Below are 21,615 nucleotides of genomic sequence, written 5' to 3'. Positions count from 1 at the left end.
TATCCAAATAGCTCACATGAGGTAAAATAATATCATATCTAATTCTTGTCTCCAATTATTTTAGAATAGCAACAGTAAATTGTCGCAATCTCCTCAAATTAGCTCAAATGCATATTAACTAAAAATTGACAAATTCTTTCTGTCCATTTATTCTAACTAGAGGAGGTGATCATGTTAAAAGTAAACATTACCGAAGGTAAAAGAGATTTTACTAAAATTATTCAATCTTTAAAAAAGGATAAAGAAGTTATCATAACCAAACGGGGAAAACCTGTAGCAGTAATTATTACTTATGAGCAATTTAAAAATTTAAAAAGACTTTCTGACTGGGTAAATATGCTTAAAATTGCGGAAAAAATGCAAAAAAAAGGTGTAAAAGCAAAAGAGTTATACGAAGCATCTAGGAAAGAATTAGAAGAAAGATGCAAATTGTCATAGATGCTAGTACTTTACTTAAAGGTTATTTCCCAGATGAGGAAGGGTTTGAAAAAGCAAAGAAAATTTTATTTCTTTATTCTTTAGGTAAGTTAGATTTGTTTGCACCATCACTTATAGATTATGAGATTTCAAATGCTGTTTTTGTAGCCTATAAAAGAAAAAGAATCAATTTTGATGAAGCAAAAGATATTCAAGAAAAAATACTTAATTTGGATATAGAAAAACATGATCTAAGTTTTTTAAAGGAAGAACTGTTAGATATATCCAAGGAATTTAACATTTCTGTTTATGATGCTTCTTATTTGACTTTAGCAAATAAATTAAAAATAAATTTAATCACAGGTGATAAAAAATTTTTTAACACTGTAAAGAATAAGGCGAAAAATGTCATTTGGATAGAGAATTTTTAATAAGAAAACTTTTGTATCAAGTTAGCAGAACTACCAATCAGGCAATTTTATGATAGATGTTGTAAAAACAAGTGATTAGAAGCTCAAAGCATGATTGATCGCATAGTGGTAAAGGAAGATATATTACATCTAAAAAGTCTTAGGTTTGAAGCAGTCCATGTAAGGGACGTAAATTTAAGAGGCACATTTCCTTCCCACGTTTGATAAAATTGTTGAAGCAGTTTACAATTTGTTTATCTATACTTTCATCAGCTATAAATTCCATTATACGGCTTTTTGACAACATCTGCTTTGAGACTTCGGCGGCAAAGGCTAGAGCAGCCCGGATTGCTTCCACAATGCATATCTTAATGTCATAATCCCCTCAAATCGGTTTTTACCTTTTATAGAATTGTTAAAAATGAAGAGCAGTATTGTGAGTTAGGTGATTTTATAATAAATGTTTTGTAAGAATGAGTGTCAGGAGCTCAAAAATATGATTGACCGTATAGTAGTAAACCAGGAAATATTACATGGTACACCTTGTATAAAAGGTACAAGGATTCCAGTTTATTTGATTCTTGACCTTTTAGCAGTGGAGCGACCATTGATGAGATTCTTGATGATTATCCTGATTTAACCAAAGAAGATATTCAGGCTTGTGTAAAATATGCTGCCATGCTTGCCAGAGAAGAAGTGGGTGAATTAGAAAAGGTAGCATAAGTGAAATTCCTCCTTGATGAAAACATTTCTCCTAAAATTTGGGTTTGAAGCAGATTATTTTTAAAAAATTATCTTGACATATTTTCTCCACTAGATTAGGTTATAAATGGGTTAATAGAAAAATAGAGGGATGAATATGTGGGTTTTAGGGATTGTTGTTAATTTTGATATAAGGGGTTTTTCTAATTGGGCTAAACAAAATGAGGCTTATGCGCCTGTTTTAATTGAACTTCTTTATAAATTTCTTAGTGAAAAAGCGAAAGAAATGGGAAGTAGTAATAAGCCCTTTGTTTATAAAAGGTTGGGTGATGGTGGGCTATTTATAAAAAGTATTGTAGAGATAAAAGGAAAAGTTTCTTCAAATGAAGAAGTAGAAAAATTTGTTCCTTTACTAAAAGAAAATCATAAAAATGAAATAAGAAATATAATCACAAAAATAGTTTCATATTGGAGAAAAGAATTTAAAGAAAAAGTTATTATTCCCATAACTGAAGCAGGAGGTAAAGCAGAAAAGTTAGATTCAGGTATAGGTATTTCTTTTGGTATTTTAAAAGCTTTTATAACCCCTTCTGAATATGATTTTTTTGGTAACCCTATAAATCTTGCTTCACGCCTTTGCGATGCAGCTAGGCCTAAAGGAATAGTTATTGACATTGAAGCTATGCCTTTTTTAGAGAAAGATTTAAAAAACATGGGTTTTGAAAAAGACCAAATTGTGGTTAAAGGTTTGCCTACTGTTACGGTGCTTTATAATAGTGATGTCCATCCTCCTTTGTTACATCCTCGCCGCAGAGAAGAATACCAACATAAAATAGAGGTTCATGTGGCTGGAATAGTTTTCAAAAAAGAACAGAATAAATTTTTTGTACTAGCTGGTAAAAGGAAAGGAGATAGGGAAATTTATCCCTTATTCTGGGAATGTGGTGGAGGGCAGGTTCATATAGGAGAAAGTTTTGAGGAAGCAGTGAGAAGACAGATGTGGGAAGAATTCGGGATAAAAGTAAAAGTGCTCAAACCTTTTACTTCTTATGTTATACTTTCTTCTAACGGTAGACCCGCAATACCGGGTGTACGCTTTCTGTGTGTTACCACTGATGAAAGTTGTCTTAAAGAAGAAAGTGAAGAATTTGATGTAATAAAATGGATAGATGTAGATAATCTTGCTTCTTACAAATTTATCCCGGGTCTTAAAGAAGATATTAAACAGGCTCTTAATTGCTATCAGAAATTGTAATCTAAATGTTATATTTCATTTCTTTCTGTAACAAGATAATCATGTAAAAAATGCTAAGTTCATTTTACAATTTCCTTTGTAATTTTTTAGCTTTTATTTCTTTTACTACAGCGTAAACATTCTTAATTATAAACATATACAACTTTTAAATAACTTTAACTTTCAAGCCAATTTCATAGACATAGAAAAAATAAGTATAAGTTTTCCAATCCCTCAAATCGGGTCAAGGTTTTCAATGAAAACATTCAAACGTGTAAACGTTGAAACGTTCAAACGAATTGTCTATCGCAATCCCCTCAAATCGGGTCAAGGTTTCTAACATGGTAATTTGTTTGTTGATGATACTACACAGATTCTTATTGCAGTCGCAATCCCCTCAAATCGGGTCAAGGTTTCTAACAGAATGGGTAGAGATTCTTTATGTTAAGCTTCCTACTTTTCTTTCTGTCGCAATCCCCTCAAATCGGGTCAAGGTTTCTAACTTATTTCATTGTTTTTAAACATGGGCAAAGGACATTGTCGCAATCCCCTCAAATCGGGTCAAGGTTTCTAACCTGAAAAAAGAATGGAAGAGAAAGAAAAAGAAATAAGAAAAAAGTCGCAATCCCCTCAAATCGGGTCAAGGTTTCTAACTTTGATTATGTTTTAGATAAAACGCCATACTGGCGCTATCAAATTGGTCGCAATCCCCTCAAATCGGGTCAAGGTTTCTAACTTTTAGAGTTGTTTGATACGGGTGATGTGGTTCTGGATGCGATTATGTCGCAATCCCCTCAAATCGGGTCAAGGTTTCTAACACTTGTGAGCCGCCCACCGATGACGATAATGACGGCATTCCTAGTCGCAATCCCCTCAAATCGGGTCAAGGTTTCTAACCGCACCGTTTTTTGCGTTTGAAATATTGGGTAGTTAGAAACCCATTTTCGGAAACCTCTTTATTGATTGCCCAAAATTAACTTTTCTTAAGCAGGTAATTTTAATAATCTCCCTTAAAAAGGGAAAAATTCTTTTTCGGGAACCACTTTAAAAAATTGGGCACTTAGAACAATAGGGAAGGTTTCCGCAAAATTGGAGATCCTATTCAGTTTTCAAAAGAGCTTAATTTTTTCAAATTGATAGCATAATTTTTATTTTAAGGCAAGAAAAAATCTTTTAAATATTTTCTTGACATTTTAACGGCACTTAGGTAAATTGAGGATGGATGAAAAAGGAGTTTCATTTAATTACTGTAGGCAATAGTCTTATTGCAAATTATCAAAAAAACATAGATGATTCAAAGGTAAAAAATGCAGGAATGGGTGATGAAATATGGTTAGAAGTTATAAATGATTCATCTTTTTTTAAAAAGATTTATGATTTTCTTTCTGAAAAACCTAGAGAAAGATCTGCTGAATTGAATTCTTTTTTAAAATATTGTGAAAAGCACAGTATCAATCCTGCAACTTGTGAAATCTATTTATCTGGTACACAAACTGCCTCTAATGAAATTGCCTTAAGAACAATTGAAAAGTATTTTAAAGAAGGGTTAAATTGCGCAATGTATAGCTCACCTCAATTTCCTGGCTATTTTGATAGACCTTTAGAAACAGCAGCAGATGAATTTATTAAAGGACTAACTGACATTCTTGATCGTTTCATTTATCTTGCTAGTAAAAAGAAAAAAGAAGGATATAAAGTTGTCTTTAATCCTACAGGTGGATTTAAGGCACATGTAATTACTAGTGCCCTTGCTGGTTTTCTTACAGGTTGTGAGGTTTATTATATGCATGAAGAATTTAAAGACATAATCAAATTTCCTCCACTTTTTTACCTACCAAGGGGAAATGAATTAAAGGTTTTAGAGATGCTTTCTGACAAAAAAACAAAAAGCAATAAGGAATTTGAAGAATTAATAAACAAATACGCAGACGAAATTAACCGCCTTGAGCATTATGGATTAGTGGAGGTTGAAAGGGGCGGAATTAGAATTACAAATAAAGGCATTTGGACGTGTGGGTGTTTGAAGGAAGGAAAATGAAAATGGATAAAAATGAAAGGATTATTTTATTAGCAAGTCTTTTACATGATATTGGAAAATTGTCCCAAAGGGCAAGTAAAGAGTTTTTAGGAACGCATGCGGAGGTAGGAGAGCATTTTATTAAAGCTCTTAAAAGTTTCTGGGAAGAAACAGTATGGATAGAAATAAAGAAGTTAGTAAGAAACCACCATGAAATTCCTACTACTAAAGATGAGTTAATTTTGCAAATAGCAGATAAGCTTTCATCAATTGAGAGAAGGCAGGAAGTGAGAGAAAGGATTTCTTCTAAACAGGCTGCTTTAGTTGCTATTACTTCAAAAATTAAACTTCATGCCAACCCACCTACTGAAAAATATTATCAGCCCTATCCTTTGCAGATTAAAAAAGAAATTTTATTTCCTACAGAGAAAGAAAAAGTAGAAGAAGATGCTTATAAAACTACTTGGGAAGAATTTTTCGGGAGTGTTAAGCGACTTAGTAAATATCAAGATTGTGATTTTGTGACTTTATATTACCTTTTAAAAAAGTTTGTTTTATTTGTTCCTTCAGCTACTCCATGGGAAAAAGACGCTCAAACTATTCCTGATATTTCTTTGTTTGACCATTCCAAAATCACATGTGCAATTGCCGCTTGTTTAAATAAGCTTTCTAAGAATGACCTATCTTTACAGGAAATGAAAGAATTAGTGAAAATTCTTAAAAGTTATAAAGAGGAAGATTTTGAAAGGAGGTTTAATTCATTAGATATAACTAAAAAACCTTTATTTTTGTTATTAAGAGGAGATATAGCAGGTATCCAAAAATTTATTTATTCTATTACCCGCCCTGAACCTGAGAAAGATACTAGAAAAACAGCAAAAAGGCTTAGAGGAAGGTCATTTTTTGTAACCCTTCTTACAGAGGTTATTGCTGATTGGATTATAAGGGAAATTGAACTTCCTGTTGCCAATATTCTTTTTTGTGGTGGAGGAAGATTTGATTTGCTTTTGCCTATTACCGCAGAAGAGAAAATTCCCAATTTATTGTCTCAACTAAATAAGTGGCTTCTTGAGGAGTTTAATGGAGAGTTAAGTCTTCAAATAGCAGCTGTGGAAATATGTCCAAAAGATTTTCTGGATCTTTCTTTTGTTTATCAGAAACTTGAAGATACATTGGCAAAACAAAAATATAAGAAATTTTTAGAGATATTAAAAACCAGTGACTTTTTTACACCCGAAAAAAGTGTTCCTTTAAATGTGTGTAGAGTGTGTTTGGTTTCTCAAATAAAAGATAATGAAATATGTTGTATTCAATGTAAAAAACAAGAGGAAATTGGAAATAAGTTGCCTAAAACAAAATATATCGTTTTTCTTTATGGAAAACCTATTCTAATTAAAGAAATTTTTAAGGAAAATTTGAAACATCTCGTAAAGGTTGCTTTTAAAAAATTAGGTGTTTATGTGTATTTGATTTCTGAGGAGGAGATAAAGGCATTTTGTTCATGTATAGATAATGAGCAAAAAGCAGTTATTTATGTACTAAATCCTGAAAGTGATTTTATCCCTGAAAATCTATTAGACTTCAAAAAGAAGGGTAAATCTACCTCTTTTGGGTTTAAGTTTATCGCAAATGCTGTGCCCAAAGTATTGAAGGAAGGAATAAATGTAAAAGATGAAGAAGTAAAAAAGGGAGATATTTTAAGTTTTGAAGAAATAGCTGAGTTAAACAAAGGAGCAAAATATTTAGGTGTATTAAAAATGGATGTTGATTATTTGGGAGCAATATTTGCGTTAGGGTTAAAAAAAGAAGAAATGTCCTTTTCAAGGATTTCCACTTTAAGCACAATTTTAGACTTGTTTTTTGGTGGATGGCTAAATGTAATTTGTAGAGAGCTAACAGAAAAATGGGTAAAAGAAAATAAAAACTGGCAAGGTGCTTTTGAAAGTCTTTATTATATCCTTTATGCAGGTGGAGATGATTTGTTAATCATAGGCCCTTGGGATGCTATTATTGAGCTAAGTTACAAGATTCAACAAGATTTTACAGCTTATACTTCTTTTAACGAAAACTTTCATCTTTCAGGTGGGATATGTTTTGTAAAACCTCTTTTTCCTATTCAGAGATTTGTGCATTTAGCAGGTCAAGCATTAGAAAGATCTAAAACTTGTGAAGTTAAAGGGTTCAATGAGAAAAACAGATTAACTTTATTTAATAGAACTATAAAGTGGAATGAATTTAAAGAAGTGTTTAATTTTGCTGAAAAGATGATTTCTTGGATAAAAGAAGAAAAAATGCCGCGTGGATTTATATATTTTCTGCATAATTTAGAAAAAGAAACCACTTTAATGTGGGTGCCATATTTTTTTTATAATGTGGTAAGAAGAATAAAAGATGAAGAGGTTAAGGCTGAATTGGTTGAGAAAATATCTAAGTTTTTTAATAATAGTTTGAGAATAATTACTTCTTATGTAAGCTTGAAGATAAGGGGGAGTTAGTATGAAAGAAGAATCTAAAAAAAAGAAGGGTTTTAAAGAAATAGAAGAACGTTTACGCGAGCTTCATTCTTTTAAAGAATTAGACTACAAAGAATTTTGTGACGAAGGTGGACTTGCAGATAAAATTGTCCAAAATGCAAAAGAGTTAAAAATGACTCAATTGCGGAAATTTTTCAACGAAATTAAAGCAATTTCTAGAAAGATAAGCCGTAAACCTAATGATCCATTTGATTTTGCACAGGTAGCTAAGCTTTTGCCTGTTTTAGTATATTCAGTAGGAAGAGGACTTATACCAAAAGAATTCTATCAGAAAGTATTAAAAATATGCTTACGTAAGGAAATTCTCCAAACAAATGAAGATTTTCTTCGCTTAGCTGATTTCTTGGAAGCAATTATAGCATATCATAAATATCATTATCCTCGTGGAGGGTAAAAATGCAACAAGAACTTAGCTTTTTAGGAAAATACTTAATTAAGGGTATTGTCAGACTTGAAACAGGTCTTCATATCGGCGGTACTCAAGAAGGAATAGAAATAGGTGGAGTTGATAATGTGGTTATAAAAGACCCCTTAACTGGTTATCCATACATTCCTGGTTCTTCTCTAAAGGGAAAGATGCGGTGTCTTTTAGAGTGGAAATTGGGAAAAGTATATTCAGATGATAAAAATAAATTTCCTGCCCATTCTTGTGAAAACCATCCTGAAATTAAGCAACTGAAGGCAGAGCTTAGAAAATATCAACAAGCAAAAAATAAGGAAAAAGAAGAAGAAAAAAAGCAAGAAATTGAAAAAAAATTAAAAGAATTAATAAACGAATGCGAAATTTGTTTAATTTTTGGAACATCTGCAACTGCATCAGGGGCACAGCCTACTAGAATCACAATAAGAGATGCTTTTCCTGTAGATGACACTATAAATTTATGGCAAACACTTTTAGGTGAAGCAACATATACAGAGATTAAGACAGAAAATACCATTGATCGGATTACCTCTCAAGCTACTCCCCGTCCAATGGAAAGAGTGCCTGCAGGATCAGAGTTTCAGTTAGAAATAATTTTTGACATTTATCGTAATGAAGATAAAAAGCTTTTAAAGGATGTTTTCACTGCTATGCTTCTTCTAGAAGATAGCAGCCTTGGGGGATCTGGAAGCAGAGGATATGGGAAGATAAAATTTATATTTGAAAATAAAAAAAATAAAAACTTTATAGAGTTTCATTCTAAAGAATATTACCAAACAGGAAAAACAGATGGTAAGGATGAAATTGTAGAAAGTCTGAATAAGATACAGCCTATAAAAGAAAAATTTGTTCATCCAATTAAAGGTGAGATAGAGAGGGAAATAATTACTGTTAAACAAATTATTGAGAATTTTCCTAATGTGGAGTAATTTCTATGCAAACTTATGCAGTTTATTTATACCCAAAGTCTTCTTTTACTACATGGCCTGCTTCTGATACCTTATTTGGTGCCTTTTGCTGGGCAATTTTCCATCTCTACGGCAAAAAAAGACTTAAAGAGACCCTTTCGGCCTTTATAGAAAACTCTCCTCCATTTATTTTAAGTTCTAGTTTTCCTTGCGTATTTAATAGCGATAGGAAAATTCATTTTTTTCCTAAACCACTTCTGCCTGATCCAGATTATGAAGAAAGAAAAAAACTAATAGAAAAACAGAAGAGAATAGGAGAAATTATCACACAGGATGAAGTTTTAAACTTTAACTTGGCTTTTTTGAGAATCAGTGAAAGATTAAAAGATTTTAAAAGAATTAGATATGTCTCAGAAAACATCTTTTGGGGAATGATAAAGGGTAACTTTGGGTATTCTAAAATATGTTTTTGGTTAAAAAAGAGAGGGAGCATAAAAACAGATATAGAAAAATACGGTTTTTGTTTGATTACTACTGAAGAAAGGAGGCAAATAGACCCTGAGGGCGAGCTAATAGATAAATACCTTTTTAAGGAAATAGATATTCAAAAAAATCAAATTGACAGGATTTCCTTTTCTACAGGTGAAGGATTTTTATTTTTCAGAAAAGAGATATTTTTTCATACCTGTTGTGGTTTGTGGTTTCTTATAAAAACAAAAGACAAAGAGTTTATACATTCTCTTTTACGATTTTTAGCCGATACAGGCATAGGTGGAGAGAGAACTGCAGGAAAAGGACACTTCAGGTTTCAAATAGAAAAATATGAGCCGCCTGCTGTTCAAAATCCTAATGTTTTTATAACACTTTCAAGATATGTGCCTGTAAAAGATGAGATAGATTTATCTCTTTCTTTATGGAATATTTTAAACTTGAGAGCAAAATTAGATACCTTGTATTCCTATGATAACCGAGGGATTTTTAAAAAACTAATACGCTGCTTTGAAGAGGGATCTTTATTTACATTTTTATCTAAAAAAGAAAGTTACGGAAAACTCATAGCTATAGGAAAAATCGGACAAGATGATACATTTTATGATGGTATTGCCTTTCCTATATTTGCCAAAATAGAGGTAAGTAAAAAATGCGTATAAAACTTATCACCCTTACCCCTGTACATATTGGAGATGGAAATAGCTTAAAACCTCTTTCTTATATTATTGATAAAGGATGGGTTTATGTGCTTGATATAGAAAGGTTGCTTGCAGATTTTTCTGAAAAAGAAAGAGAAAGCTTTTTAAACTGGATGGAAAACCTATTAGCTCAAATAGATGATATAGAAGAAAAGATAAAATCAGCAGGGGATAACTTTGAATTTTTGCGAAGATTAAAAAAACAAAAAAGAGAAATAGAGCAAAGGCTTGATATCCATTGGTTTCTTAAGAATAGATTAGAGACAAATATTTCTTCTATTGTTAAAAAATTTTGCCTCTATAGAATTCCATTTGAAGTACAACCTACACAGGATGGGTTTAAAACTTGTCTTAAAACTCCATCGTTTAATCCGTACATACCTGGAACAGAAATAAAAGGAGCTTTACGAACGGCTTTTCTTTCCTTTTTTCTTACGCAAGATAAAAGTTTTTTTAAGGAAGTTGAGATAAAAATAAAAGAATATTATCAAAAAATCCATAAAAGTGGTCTTTCTCCACAAAATAAAAGAAAAAAACTGGAGCAAATAGCAAAAGAATTAGAATCTAAAATACTTTGTTATGGAAGATCTGATGCAAAATATGATTTTTTTAAATTTATCTCTATTGCTGACACTCAACCTTTACCTTTAAGTTATCTTAAGATTTATCTTACTCAAAGTCTTGCTACAAAATGTTATACTAAAACCTGGCTTGAAGCTATATCTGCTGGTGTGGAAGTTATTGCAACTCTAAACATAGAAAAGAAATCTTTATTTTTAGAAAAATTAGGGCATAAAAAATTTGAAAAATACTTATCTTTAGATGGACTTTTTAATATCTGTTTTTATAAAGCTAAAACTCTTTTAGAACATGAAGAGAAATACTTTCGGAATTATCCTGAGATCTTTAAAAAAATACAATTTTTAAAAACGCAAAATAGACCTGACACACCCTTATTGCGATTAGGAGCAGGGCAGGGATTTTTAAGTATAACGGTTGATTTGAAATTAAAACAAGACAGTCCGCAAGTTTATAAAATGTTAAGACAAGCTATTTCCTTCATCAGACGCTGGCGGACAAAAGAAGAGTTTCCTAAAACAAGGCGGGTAATTACAAATGCAATGGGAGAACCTAAAAATCTTTTAGGATGGGTAAAGTTGGAAAAAATTTAAGATGCTTTCTAAAAAAGAACTTTTAGAAATCATCAAGATACACAGAGAAATAGAAAAAATAGATTTTAAGGAAAGGTTAGATTTAAGTAATAAGCCCAATAAGGCAAAATTTGCTAAGCTTGTAGCTGCTATAGCAAATACTTTGTCCCAAGAAATAGGTTATATAATCGTTGGTATAAAAGATGAAAAACACTCATCTTCTGAAGAGTCTCCTATTGTAGGTTGTTCTAAAATCTCAATAGACCAATTAAGTCAGATGATTTATCAAATTTTATCAGAATGGATAGAGCCTGTGCCTAGGGTAAATTGTGAAGAGTTTGAGATTGAAGGTAAAAAAATAATAGTTATAGAAATTTACTCAGACAATCCTCCTTATATGTTTAAACGAAACTTGCAACATTCGGAGGTAAATATAGACTCAAAAGAAATTCCCATAAGAAGAGGTTCACACATATTTTCTGCAAATAGAATGGAGATAGAATTAATGATGAAAAAATATTGTCAGGAGAAAATAGAAGAAGAAAAGCGTTTTTTTACGGAAGAATTAGATAAGGCTAAAGATTGGGAATTTATTGCTGAAATTGCTTGTAAAAAACTTTATCACAAATTGTCTAAAAACCAGAGAGGAAAAGTGCTACGAAGTATTTTAGAGAGGAAGCCAGAATATTTCAATCAATGGTTTGGAGGTGAGTGATTATGGGTGTAGTCCATTTTGCTACAGTAGGTAAAGCACCTGGAGCTGTGACTTCTGCTTTAGCTTATATTAAAGCACATCCTGAGAGATTTTCTGATTTAGTAGGAAAGGATTTTGATGAAAGGATTGAGAGTGTAGTAATTTTTGTTTCACAGGCAGTAAGTAAAGGAGAAGAGCTTGTTAAAGAGTGTGTTGACAATAAATATGGAAGTGTTCAAGGTACAACTTTAAGGAATAAGACTTTAATTGAAATTATAGAAAAATTTATAAAAAACCGTTTAAAAAACATTCTCCCTAAAAAAAAGCACTCTTTTTATTTGCACTGTAAATGAAAATGATTATGAAATTTGTTTTGAACGTATGGCAGCGGCATTTCTTAAATTTAGCGAAGGTAAAAAGCAAGGTAAACAAATATGGTGTAATATTACTGGTGGTACAAATATTATGAATGCTGCTTTGTTACAAGTAGCTTTATTGAGTGGAAGAGTAGGACGAATTTATTATACATTTTTAGGCGCCTCAGAATATACAAAATATCTTTCTCCCCCTAGTGAAGATCCCAAAAAATTTCAATTCCGTTTTATTCCATTTTTTAAGATGAATTTTGATAGAAAATATTATGACTTACTAGAATTATATAAAGACGATCCCAAAAATCAAGGATTTTATGCTAAGGATATTTTTATTAAAGCATTTCAAGAAAAAGATCTGACAGAAGAAATTTTTATAAGGAACTATCTTTTACCTATGACTACAAGAGGGGAATTGGAAAGATTAGACCAAAACAAAAATCGTATAACAAATACTGGTAGGGAAATTTTAAAGACTTTTAATAAACCTCTTATAAAAGCTTTAATTTATCCTGAAGAGAGAAGTCCAAAAATTATTGATGAAATTGTAGAAGAAATTCTTTGTGAAGAAATATGGATAGAAATAAGAATAAAATAAGAAAGGAATGTCTTAAAACAGAAGGAGATAAGTGGATAGATGGCAAAAATCCCATGGATGGGATGTTAAAACAGCCCAAAACAATTTATTATCTGTTCAAATCTCTGTTTTCCTAAAAGAATTTGTGATGTAGAAAATTTTGGATAAGCCCGCAAATTTCCTTTATTTTTCTTTTTGTCTTTTGCCTCTAAATCTGACTTTAGGATTTGTGGGAGGGTAGATTAAGCAGTCAATTAAGAATTTTATTGGAGATATTCAGAAAAAGAGCATTGATTATTACCATTTTGGAAATTTTAAACATTTACTTGATGGCTACAAATGTGGTAAAGATAATTAGTATGAAAATGATAAAATGCAAATATTCTAAAGATATTGATGCTTATTTAAAAAGGTAGAAAATGCTTTAGTTGAAGCAGGGAAGAAATTGCCGCACTTGCTAAAGAAAGGAAGATTTATCAGCAATTAGATAATTTTTTACAAAAAGCAAAATATTTTTATGCAGCAGGTAGGCTATCATTGCCTAAAATTAATCAAGCAAGAGCTTGAAAAAGGGCATGAAGGCAAAGCAATAGAATTAGCATTAAGATATTTCTCAAAAGATTTTAATGACCCAGAGCTTTATTATGAATGGGGAAAGACTTTTGAATTGCTTGGTATAGCAAAAAAGGCAATAGAAAGTTATGGATTGGCTTTAAAACTTTCTCCCAACAATCCTCGTTATTTAAAACCTTTGGCTATTCTCTTTTATGAGACAGGATTTTTAGAAAAGGCTTTTGGAGCATTTAAAAAGTTAATAAAGCTTATTCCAGATGATAAAGAAATAAATAATTATTGGGTTAATCTTTTAGAGGAGCTTGATTTAAAAGGGGCAAGTGAAAGTTTAAAAGGGATTGAGAAAAAGGATTCATTAATTAGGTATTTTCCACCAAGTCTTGGCAAAGAAGAAATAGAAATCTTTTTAAGGCTTTTTTCTGGTAAAGAAAGAGGATTTGCAGAACAAATTTTGGATAAAAAGACTGCCCTTTCACAATTGATTTTTTATAATCTTCCACTTATGCCAGATTTTGCAAGAGCACATATCTTAGGACAAAAAACACTTTTCTTTTTCCCTTTAAGAAGTGATAATCATGTAAAATCTGGAATTATTGCTTTTTTTATTTCTAAAAGAGAAAAATTTCTTTATGCAAGACAGCCAGCCTATTTAATGTTAAAGAGCGAAAAATTAAGAGATTATTGTCTTGAAGCACAAAAAACACTCAATAATGTTTTTGATATACCTGCTTATTTAGAAAGGGTTAATCAATTTTTTTATCGCTTATGGATATTTTTAGAAGATTTTATTCATTTTTTGCAAGTAAAAAGATTTTTAAGAGAAATTATACAAAGATTGCCTTATCCTGAGTTTGGTATTGTGGTTGAGCCACTTTTGCCTACAAAACCAGTTGGTATAGGCTGGAAAGAAACTCCAATCTTTCTACCTCTTGGACTTAATAAAGAGACAAATGAAAGGAGTCTTTTTATTGATGAAAATGGGGAGCCTTATTTAGAGCAGATTAAATTTTTAAAAAGAATAAATGAATTTAATCCTTTGGAAATAAAGACATTTATAAGGCGTAGAGTAAAAGAGATAGAGAAAAAGGGGAGTGAAGAAATATTAAATAAACTTAGGGAAAATTGTCCAATTATTGATATGTTAGTAAAGAAAGCACAAGCAGGTCGGATACTCAATTATCAAGAAAAACTTATTTTGTTTTATACAATAGGTCTGCTTAATAATAATTTGTTGCATCAGATTCTTTATCCTACACCTGATTATAATTTTTTTAAAGTTAAACGAATATTAAAGGCTATGAAACCAAATCCTATAAGCTGTATAAAAATTAGAGAGCTTGTGCCAGAATTAAGCCTAAGTCTTGACTGTCATTGTGTGTTTGATTTAAGTGATGGACGTTATCCTTCTCCTTTATTGCATATAAATCGTTATCTTGTACCACCTGAGGAAGATAGATTTAGTTTAAAAAGAAGTTCATTAAAACATTTAATAAAGATATTTATAGAGTTTTATCAAGAAAAGGAAAGGATTGAATGGAAGCTTCAAAAACTTGAAAAAGAGTTAAAAAAGGCATTTTTAAAGAAGGGTTTAAAAGAATATGAAATTGAAGGCATAAGATTAATGCTTGAAGGAGAAAATTTGATTTTAAGAAAATAATATGTCCATTTTTTATGCAATAGAACAAGGTTTAAGCCTTCATAAGGATGGAGAAAGATTAATTGCTAAAAAAGAAGGTAAGGTCTTAAAAGTAATTCATTTTCATAATCTTGAACAATTAGTCATAATTGGAAGGATTTCCCTTTCTCCAGCAGTGATTTTTACTTTGCTTAAAAGGGGAATTGACACAGTTTTTCTTACCACATCAGGTAAATATTTAGGGAGACTTTCTCCTTTGATGAGCAAAAATATAGAACTTAGGATAAAACAATTTGAAAGATTAAAAGAGTTTGATTTTAAACTTGAGATAGCAAAGGCAGTTATAAAAGGAAAGATAGAAAATCAAAGGATGTTACTTAGGAGGATAAATAGGAAGGGACTTGGGCTTGAGGATACTATTTTGAAATTAAAAAAGTTTGTTCAAAAGGTAGATGAAGAAACAAATATAGAAAGTTTGAGAGGGATTGAAGGAAGTGCAAGTAGATTATATTTTTCTGCCTATGCAAAAGGTTTTTTAGAGGAGGTTAATTTTTTAAAACGGGAGCGCAGACCACCTAAAGATCCAGTTAATGCTCTTTTAAGCCTTGGTTATACACTGCTTTTTAGCAATATTTTTTCCATTATAAGCATGGTTGGATTAGACCCATATTTTGGTTGTTATCATACAATAGATTATGGTAGACCTTCTTTAGTGTTAGATTTGATGGAAGAATGGAGACCAGTAATTGTTGATACATTGATTTTAAGTATTTTTAATCTTAAGGTTATAAAAGAAGAGGATTTTACAAAAGATGAAGAGGGGCTTTATTTGGCTAGAGATGGATGGCGAAAGTTTATTTCTCAATTTGAAAGGAAAATGGCAGAAAAAGTAACACATCCTTTAAAAGCGGCAAAAATTAGCTATAGAAGCTATATGGAAGAACAGACAAGGCTTTTTGTGCGTGCACTTAAAGGAGAAGATAAATACAGGGCAGCGGTGTTTAGATGAGGAGTTTGTTTGTTATTTCTTATGATATATCTGATGATAAAAGACGAGATAGGATGCGTAAATTTTTAAAAGATTATGGTCATAGGGTGCAAAAGAGTGTGTTTGAATGTTTTTTGACAAAGGAGATACTTGTAGAGGTAAAAAGAGGGATAGAAAGGATTATAAGTGAAAAGGAAGATAGGGTAAGAATTTATCAAATCTGCCGAGCTTGTCGCAAGCGTGCTGAAATAAGTGGATTTGCAGAGGTGCCAGAAGAAGAGGAGTTTGTAATTGTATGAAAGAAAAACAATTTATTGTGGCAAGTTATGATATAAGGGATGAAGAAAGACTTAGAAAAGTAGCAAAGGTGATGGAAGATTATGGTTTTAGAGTGCTTTATAGTGTGTTTGAATGTTATATTGAAAGAGATTTATTTGAACAGATGAAGAGAAGGGTTGAAAAAATTATTGATCCACTTGAAGATAGCGTAATTTATTATTTTCTTTGTGAGCATTGTAGAGAAAAAATTGAGCATATTGGCAGAACACCTTTTTATTTAGAAGAAGAAAAGGTAGAAGTTGTTTAAAATGCTTAAACTACTTCATACCGCAGACTGGCATTTGGGAAAGACATTTAAAAATACTGATTTTTCTTTATTGGAAATTCAGCAAGAGATTCTTAAAGAAATTGTAGAAATAACAGAGAAAGAAGATGTGGATGTAGTACTTATCGCTGGTGATATTTTTGATAGCTACAATCCTCCTTTTAAGGCTGAGGAATTATTTTATAGCACTTTAAGAGAATTAACGGCTAATGGAAGGAGACTTGTAATTGCTATTGCTGGTAATCATGATGCTCCAGAAAAGTTTGATGTGCCAAAACCTCTGGCAGCAGGTTTTCATGCGATGGTGATTTGTGGCAGTCCGCAGGATGATTTAAGCCTTTTTTCCTTTAAAACAAATCATTTTGGGCTTAAAGGAGAAAGGAATTTTCTTCAGGCTATTTTTCCATCAAAAAATGCATCTATTTCTTTGCTTTTATTGCCATATCCTTCAGAGGCACGCCTTAAAGTTAGCACAAATTACGAAGTGCACCTTAAAAATATTTTGCAGGCCATACCTCCATATAGAGCAGACGAATATATTATTGTCTCACATCTTTTTGTCCAGGGTGGGCAAAAGTCTGGTTCAGAAAGGGATTTCACCATCGGTGGAGCACAATTAATTCCTTTAGATTTTTTCCCAAAATATGCTAATTATATTGCTTTAGGTCATTTACACCGCTATCAATGTTTAGGAAAAAACATTTTTTACTCTGGCTCTATTTTTCCTTTTGATATACAGGAAGCAAATCAAAATAAAGGAGTGCTATTAAGACAACCAGATGGAAAGATTGAATTTTATCCTTTTACTCGTCAAAAACCTGTAAAATCTCTTAATTTTAATACTATTAATGAAGCTTTAGAACAAAGTGTGAATTTCAAAAATAGTCTAGTTTTTCTGCGTTTTCCAGCAATTGCAGCAAGTCCTGAAGAAATTGCTAAGCTTAAACAGGCATACAGTCATAATCTTTTAGGTTTTCGTTTTGAAATGCCTAAGTTTTGGGTTGATAGACCAATAGCTGTAGCAGATTTAACACCAGAAGAGCTTTTTGTTGAATTTTATAAGGAAAAATACAATCAAACACCAGATGAAGCTGTAGTAAGACTTTTTTTGAAATTTGTAGAAGAATTAAAGAATGAAACCTGTTAGTTTGGAAATTGAAGGTCTTTATAGCTACAGAGAACGACAAATTATAGATTTTCGTCCTTTTTATCGGTATCGCCTTTTTGGTATTTTTGGAAAGACTGGTGATGGTAAATCTAGTATTCTTGATGCTATAACCTATGCCCTTTTTGGGAAGGTGGATCGCCTTGATAAAAAGGCTATAAAAGAAGCTATTAATCCAGGTAGCAAGCAATTGAAGGTAATATTTAACTTTGAAATTGATGGAATAGTATATGAGATAATACGAGGAATAGATAGATATGGCCATAGTTATGTAAGACTTTATAAGGTAGTTAAAGAACATAAAGAGCCTATTGCAGAAAAAATAACTGAAGTAAGCAATCGTTTGGATCATATCTTGGGACTTGAGTTTAAAGACTTTACAAAGGTAGTTATTTTACCCCAAGGGAAGTTTTCAGAGTTTTTAAAACTTTCCCCTGCAAATCGGGCTGAGATGCTAGAAAAGCTTTTTGGACTTGAGGTTTATGGTGAAGCTTTATGGAGAAAGGTTACTCAATATTTTGAGAAGTTAAATATCTTAAAGGAAGGAAAAGAAAAACAACTTTTGGCATTAAAAGATGTAAGTAAAAAAGTAATAGATGATAAAAAACAGGAAGTTGAAAAAATAAAGAAGGTTTTAAAAGAAAAGGAAGAAAGCAAAAATAAACTTGAAAAATATTACCAAAATTTAACCAAATTAGCTGATTTTTTATATCGAAAAAAGGAATTAGAAGAAAAACTTAATAAATTAAAGCTAGATGAGCCAATTATAAAAGAGAAAGAAAGGCGTTTAAAACAGGCAGAAGAAATAGCACCTTTTGCTCATATATTTAAAGAATATGAAGAATTGAAAAGCTCTATCCCTAAAATAGAAAGATTATTAAAAGATTTGCAAAATAAAGAAGCAAAATTAGAGAAAAAATGGCAACTTGCAGAAAAACAACTAAAAGAATTTGCAGAAACCCTTCCTCAAAAATTAGAAGAACTTGCCCATTTGGAAGAAAACGCCAGACAGGCGCAGAAACTAGAGAAAGATTTTATAGAAAAACAAAAACAGCTTGATAAAAATAAAAAACAGCTAGATGAAAACAAACAGGCATTAAATTATATAGCCCATATTTTAAAAAAATATAGGACACAAAAACAATTCCTGTTGCATAGACAGAAAAGGGCAAAAAAGACCTTAGAAAGAAATGCCTTCAATGAAGAAGAAAAAAGGACTTTTAATATCTTACAAAAATATGCTCCTCATTTGGGTAAATTAAAAGGCTGGAAAGAGGAAATAGCAGAACTTAAACAAAAAATAGAGATATTTAAAAAAGAAAAAAAAGACTGCGAGACAAGAATAAAAAAGATATGGCAGAAATGGCTGCCTGAAATTGAATTGCCTTCACCTGAAAATGCAGTAGATGTATTAGAAGACTTTAGGCTAAAATGTGAGGAGACATTAAAGACTTTTGATAAAGTTTTAGAAGATTTCCACCAAAGACACCTGGCAGTGAGTTTGGCCATCAGGCTTAAACATGGGCATCCTTGTCCTGTTTGTGGTTCTCCTATCCATCCTAAACCTGCACAGGATAAGGAGATTAGTGCAAAAATAAAAGACACTCAGAGGGAAAAAGAAAAGCTTGAGAAAAAAATAGAAACAATAAATCAAATTAGAAAAAATTTAAAACCTCTTGTTGAAAAATTGGTGCAAATAAATACCAAATTACAGGATAAACATCAACAATACTCAGAAAAATTTGCTGATTTTGAAAAAGAGCTAGAAAATATTTTAAGGAAATTAGGTTTAAGGCTTGATGTAAAAGGATTAAAAAATCTGTTTGATGAATTACAAAACAAATTTGAATTGCAAAATAAGGCTAGCGAAGAACTTAGAGAGATTGCAGAAAAATTGCAACAGCAAGAAGAAAAAATACAAAGAGAAAGGCGTAAAGCCGAAGGTCATAAAAAAGAAATTAAGCACTTATTGAGTTTGATAGGAAATTTAGAAAAGGAACTAGTAAATATCAAGACAGAAATAATAGAAAAAATTGGCAAAAACTCTCCTGAGCAACTCCTTAATCAAGTTAAAGAACAAAGGCAAAAATTAGATAAAAAGAGACAAAAATTGGAGGAAATAAGGCAAAAAGCACAAAATGATTACTTAAATATCAAAACAAAATTGGTTAAAACTAAAGAACAGTTAAGGATCAAAATACAGAGAAAACAAGAGTTAACAGAAATTCTTATAAAAGAAACAAAAAAGAGACATCTTGATTTAGCAGGCTTAAAAAGTCTTTTACTTTCAGAAAAAGAAATGCTTGCCTTAAAACAAACTATTGAAAAATGGAAAGAAGAAATAGAGAATATCAAAGGGCAATTAAAACAGATAGCAACTCAGATAAACGACCTGCCCATCCAGATCCTACCTCCAGGTGAACCTGAAGCTACTTTTAAAAAACTGGAAAGATTAAAAGAAGAAATAAAATACTTACAAAATCAAGAAGGGGCATTGGAAAATGAAGTAAAAAATTTAGAGCAAAAATTAAGTCAAAAACAAAAACTTGAAGCAGAAATCAAAAAAGATGAAGAGGAAATTAGGTTAACTTTCACTTTAAAAGATTGCCTTTATGGAAAGGCGTTAGTAAAATTTGCAGCCAGACATTTATTCCAAAATATTTTATATGAAGCCAATTACATTCTTAAAGATATAATTGGAGAAAAATTTATTATCCAGATGAGCAAAAAGGAATTTGATTTTTCTATTTATGACCAGTCTTTAGGTCATGTGCGCCCGATTGAGACCCTTTCTGGAGGAGAGACATTTTTGGTTTCCTTTTCTTTAGCTCTTGCCCTTTCTTCATATATTCAAAAGACAAAGGCACGTCCTATCCACTTTTTCTTCATTGATGAGGGTTTTGGAAGCCTTGATGAGGATCTATTAGATGCAGTGGCAGAAGTGCTTAATCAATTAAAACAACAGGATAGATTAGTGGGGATTATTACACATTTAGAAAAATTTAAACAACTTTTACCAGCCTACATCTTAGTAAAAAAAGATTTTACATCAACAAGCATTATTGAACTGCATATTTAAATAGTCTATTTTATCTCTCCATTATAATTCAATTTTTGGACAAATATAAAGAATTGTCCGATAAATTAAAAGGAAAGAGGTAATTAATTTTGTGGAAATTATTTATTTTCCTTGTCATTTTTTGGACAAACACTCTATTCGCCGATCCACATAAAGGAATTTTTGTTACCATTTGGAATATGGCTAGTTCTAAAAAGGTTGAAAATATAATTAATTTAGTTGAAAGAACAGAGCTAAATACATTAGTAATTGATGTAAAAGATGGTCATGGCAATTTAATCTTTGATTGGGTTAATAGACTTGATGAGATAATTAAAAATCTTCATGAAAGAAAAATCTATCTAATCGGACGCATTGTTGTATTTAAAGATTCAAAATTAGCAGTTGAGATGCCATCAATTGCTTTAAAAAAGCAAAATGGAGATTTTTGGACTGATAACCTTGGAGGGAAATGGGTTGACCCTTCTGCAAAAGAAGCTTGGAAATATAATGTAGAAATAGCAAAAAAAGCAATTAAGATTGGTTTTGATGAGATAAACTTTGATTATATCCGTTTTCCATCTGAGGGAAATTTAAATGAAATAGTTTATCCAAGATGGGATCAAAAAAAGAGCAAGTCGCAAGTTATTAAAAAATGCTTTGAATATTTTTATGAAAATTTAAAACCATTGGGCAAGCCTATTTCAATTGATTTTTTTGCCTATAGTATTTTTTGCAATCATGACTTAGGGATAGGTCAAAAATTTGTTGATATCCTTAATTATTTTGACTATATCTGCCCTATGGTTTATCCTTCTCATTATAATAGCGGTAATTTTGGTTTTTCCAATCCTGCTAAACATCCTTATGAGGTTGTCTATAAAACACTGTCTCAGGCAAAAAATATTATTTTAGAAAAAGGAGCAAAAACAAAAATTCGTCCTTGGCTTCAAGATTTTGACTTA

At 31.2% G+C, this 21,615-nt stretch carries 19 protein-coding genes, 1 pseudogene and 1 CRISPR repeat array; all 20 genes and pseudogenes read left to right on the top strand.

The genetic code is table 11. The annotated features are described in order from the left end of the window. Nucleotides 1-171 precede the first annotated feature (171 nt). Complete coding sequence (locus LWW95_02445) at nt 172-438, top strand: type II toxin-antitoxin system prevent-host-death family antitoxin (GenBank protein MDL1955903.1); 267 nt, start codon at nt 172-174, stop codon at nt 436-438. Beyond that, on the top strand, nt 423-848 hold the full coding sequence (locus LWW95_02440; protein ID MDL1955902.1) for a type II toxin-antitoxin system VapC family toxin: 426 nt from the start codon (nt 423-425) through the stop codon (nt 846-848). The genes LWW95_02445 and LWW95_02440 overlap by 16 nt, the downstream gene beginning before the upstream one ends. Before the next feature lie 475 nt (nt 849-1,323). Beyond that, nucleotides 1,324-1,550, top strand: a pseudogene (locus tag LWW95_02435) (DUF433 domain-containing protein). 136 nt (nt 1,551-1,686) lie between these two features. Next, nucleotides 1,687-2,784: an NUDIX domain-containing protein gene (locus tag LWW95_02430; protein MDL1955901.1), complete on the top strand. Its 1,098-nt coding sequence runs from the start codon at nt 1,687-1,689 to the stop codon at nt 2,782-2,784. 201 nt (nt 2,785-2,985) lie between these two features. Then, nucleotides 2,986-3,660: direct repeats of the CRISPR family, unit length 36 nt; unit sequence GTCGCAATCCCCTCAAATCGGGTCAAGGTTTCTAAC. Nucleotides 3,661-3,985: 325 nt separating this feature from the next. Continuing rightward, nucleotides 3,986-4,801, top strand: coding sequence for a putative CRISPR-associated protein (locus LWW95_02425; protein MDL1955900.1), 816 nt, complete (start codon nt 3,986-3,988; stop codon nt 4,799-4,801). Between the two features lie 2 nt (nt 4,802-4,803). Continuing rightward, on the top strand, nt 4,804-7,275 hold the full coding sequence (gene cas10 / locus LWW95_02420) for a type III-A CRISPR-associated protein Cas10/Csm1 (protein ID MDL1955899.1): 2,472 nt from the start codon (nt 4,804-4,806) through the stop codon (nt 7,273-7,275). A 1-nt stretch (nt 7,276) separates the two neighbouring features. Then, entirely contained in the window at nt 7,277-7,708 is a 432-nt protein-coding gene (csm2, locus tag LWW95_02415) for a type III-A CRISPR-associated protein Csm2 (protein ID MDL1955898.1), read from the top strand. 2 nt (nt 7,709-7,710) lie between these two features. Further along, complete coding sequence (csm3, locus tag LWW95_02410) at nt 7,711-8,664, top strand: type III-A CRISPR-associated RAMP protein Csm3 (GenBank protein MDL1955897.1); 954 nt, start codon at nt 7,711-7,713, stop codon at nt 8,662-8,664. 5 nt (nt 8,665-8,669) lie between these two features. After that, entirely contained in the window at nt 8,670-9,794 is a 1,125-nt protein-coding gene (gene csm4 / locus LWW95_02405) for a type III-A CRISPR-associated RAMP protein Csm4 (protein MDL1955896.1), read from the top strand. After that, complete coding sequence (gene csm5 / locus LWW95_02400) at nt 9,785-11,005, top strand: type III-A CRISPR-associated RAMP protein Csm5 (GenBank protein ID MDL1955895.1); 1,221 nt, start codon at nt 9,785-9,787, stop codon at nt 11,003-11,005. Before csm4 ends, csm5 begins: the two co-directional genes overlap by 10 nt. A gap of 1 nt (nt 11,006) precedes the next feature. Beyond that, nucleotides 11,007-11,699, top strand: a complete 693-nt coding sequence (locus LWW95_02395; GenBank protein ID MDL1955894.1) for an ATP-binding protein — start codon at nt 11,007-11,009, stop codon at nt 11,697-11,699. A gap of 2 nt (nt 11,700-11,701) precedes the next feature. Next, nucleotides 11,702-12,031, top strand: a complete 330-nt coding sequence (locus LWW95_02390; protein MDL1955893.1) for a hypothetical protein — start codon at nt 11,702-11,704, stop codon at nt 12,029-12,031. Between the two features lie 28 nt (nt 12,032-12,059). Beyond that, entirely contained in the window at nt 12,060-12,647 is a 588-nt protein-coding gene (locus LWW95_02385) for a hypothetical protein (protein MDL1955892.1), read from the top strand. 496 nt (nt 12,648-13,143) lie between these two features. After that, a complete protein-coding gene (locus LWW95_02380) occupies nt 13,144-14,856 on the top strand; it encodes a CRISPR-associated primase-polymerase type A1 (protein ID MDL1955891.1) in 1,713 nt (570 codons plus the stop codon). Between the two features lies 1 nt (nt 14,857). Then, nucleotides 14,858-15,844: a CRISPR-associated endonuclease Cas1 gene (cas1, locus tag LWW95_02375; protein ID MDL1955890.1), complete on the top strand. Its 987-nt coding sequence runs from the start codon at nt 14,858-14,860 to the stop codon at nt 15,842-15,844. Next, nucleotides 15,841-16,122 carry a CRISPR-associated endonuclease Cas2 gene (gene cas2 / locus LWW95_02370; protein ID MDL1955889.1) on the top strand — a complete coding sequence of 94 codons (282 nt, stop codon included), beginning with the start codon at nt 15,841-15,843 and terminating at the stop codon, nt 16,120-16,122. Before cas1 ends, cas2 (LWW95_02370) begins: the two co-directional genes overlap by 4 nt. Beyond that, complete coding sequence (gene cas2, locus LWW95_02365) at nt 16,119-16,409, top strand: CRISPR-associated endonuclease Cas2 (protein ID MDL1955888.1); 291 nt, start codon at nt 16,119-16,121, stop codon at nt 16,407-16,409. Before cas2 (LWW95_02370) ends, cas2 (LWW95_02365) begins: the two co-directional genes overlap by 4 nt. A gap of 1 nt (nt 16,410) precedes the next feature. Then, nucleotides 16,411-17,574, top strand: a complete 1,164-nt coding sequence (gene sbcD, locus LWW95_02360; protein MDL1955887.1) for an exonuclease subunit SbcD — start codon at nt 16,411-16,413, stop codon at nt 17,572-17,574. Beyond that, nucleotides 17,561-20,671, top strand: a complete 3,111-nt coding sequence (locus LWW95_02355) for an SMC family ATPase (GenBank protein MDL1955886.1) — start codon at nt 17,561-17,563, stop codon at nt 20,669-20,671. The genes sbcD and LWW95_02355 overlap by 14 nt, the downstream gene beginning before the upstream one ends. Nucleotides 20,672-20,760: 89 nt before the next feature. Then, nucleotides 20,761-21,615 (top strand): putative glycoside hydrolase (locus tag LWW95_02350; GenBank protein MDL1955885.1); only part of this gene is annotated, 855 nt, incomplete at its 3' end.

The sequence above is a fragment of the Candidatus Desulfofervidus auxilii genome (assembly GCA_030262725.1).
Lineage (GTDB): Bacteria > Desulfobacterota > Desulfofervidia > Desulfofervidales > Desulfofervidaceae > JAJSZS01.
Note: the sequence above shows the minus strand (reverse complement) of the source record. Positions and strands in the feature narration are given on the sequence as shown.

Bases quoted from the DNA above. Each gene is read 5' to 3' on its own strand.
- cas2 (MDL1955888.1), top strand. From the start codon at position 16,119: ATGAAAGAAAAACAATTTATTGTGGCAAGTTATGATATAAGGGATGAA.
- LWW95_02395 (MDL1955894.1), top strand. From the start codon at position 11,007: ATGCTTTCTAAAAAAGAACTTTTAGAAATCATCAAGATACACAGAGAA.
- cas2 (MDL1955889.1), top strand. From the start codon at position 15,841: ATGAGGAGTTTGTTTGTTATTTCTTATGATATATCTGATGATAAAAGA.
- csm2 (MDL1955898.1), top strand. From the start codon at position 7,277: ATGAAAGAAGAATCTAAAAAAAAGAAGGGTTTTAAAGAAATAGAAGAA.
- LWW95_02385 (MDL1955892.1), top strand. From the start codon at position 12,060: ATGGCAGCGGCATTTCTTAAATTTAGCGAAGGTAAAAAGCAAGGTAAA.
- LWW95_02430 (MDL1955901.1), top strand. From the start codon at position 1,687: ATGTGGGTTTTAGGGATTGTTGTTAATTTTGATATAAGGGGTTTTTCT.
- LWW95_02445 (MDL1955903.1), top strand. From the start codon at position 172: ATGTTAAAAGTAAACATTACCGAAGGTAAAAGAGATTTTACTAAAATT.
- cas1 (MDL1955890.1), top strand. From the start codon at position 14,858: ATGTCCATTTTTTATGCAATAGAACAAGGTTTAAGCCTTCATAAGGAT.
- LWW95_02440 (MDL1955902.1), top strand. From the start codon at position 423: ATGCAAATTGTCATAGATGCTAGTACTTTACTTAAAGGTTATTTCCCA.
- cas10 (MDL1955899.1), top strand. From the start codon at position 4,804: ATGGATAAAAATGAAAGGATTATTTTATTAGCAAGTCTTTTACATGAT.
- csm3 (MDL1955897.1), top strand. From the start codon at position 7,711: ATGCAACAAGAACTTAGCTTTTTAGGAAAATACTTAATTAAGGGTATT.
- LWW95_02355 (MDL1955886.1), top strand. From the start codon at position 17,561: ATGAAACCTGTTAGTTTGGAAATTGAAGGTCTTTATAGCTACAGAGAA.
- LWW95_02380 (MDL1955891.1), top strand. From the start codon at position 13,144: ATGCAGCAGGTAGGCTATCATTGCCTAAAATTAATCAAGCAAGAGCTT.
- csm5 (MDL1955895.1), top strand. From the start codon at position 9,785: ATGCGTATAAAACTTATCACCCTTACCCCTGTACATATTGGAGATGGA.
- sbcD (MDL1955887.1), top strand. From the start codon at position 16,411: ATGCTTAAACTACTTCATACCGCAGACTGGCATTTGGGAAAGACATTT.
- LWW95_02390 (MDL1955893.1), top strand. From the start codon at position 11,702: ATGGGTGTAGTCCATTTTGCTACAGTAGGTAAAGCACCTGGAGCTGTG.
- LWW95_02425 (MDL1955900.1), top strand. From the start codon at position 3,986: ATGAAAAAGGAGTTTCATTTAATTACTGTAGGCAATAGTCTTATTGCA.
- csm4 (MDL1955896.1), top strand. From the start codon at position 8,670: ATGCAAACTTATGCAGTTTATTTATACCCAAAGTCTTCTTTTACTACA.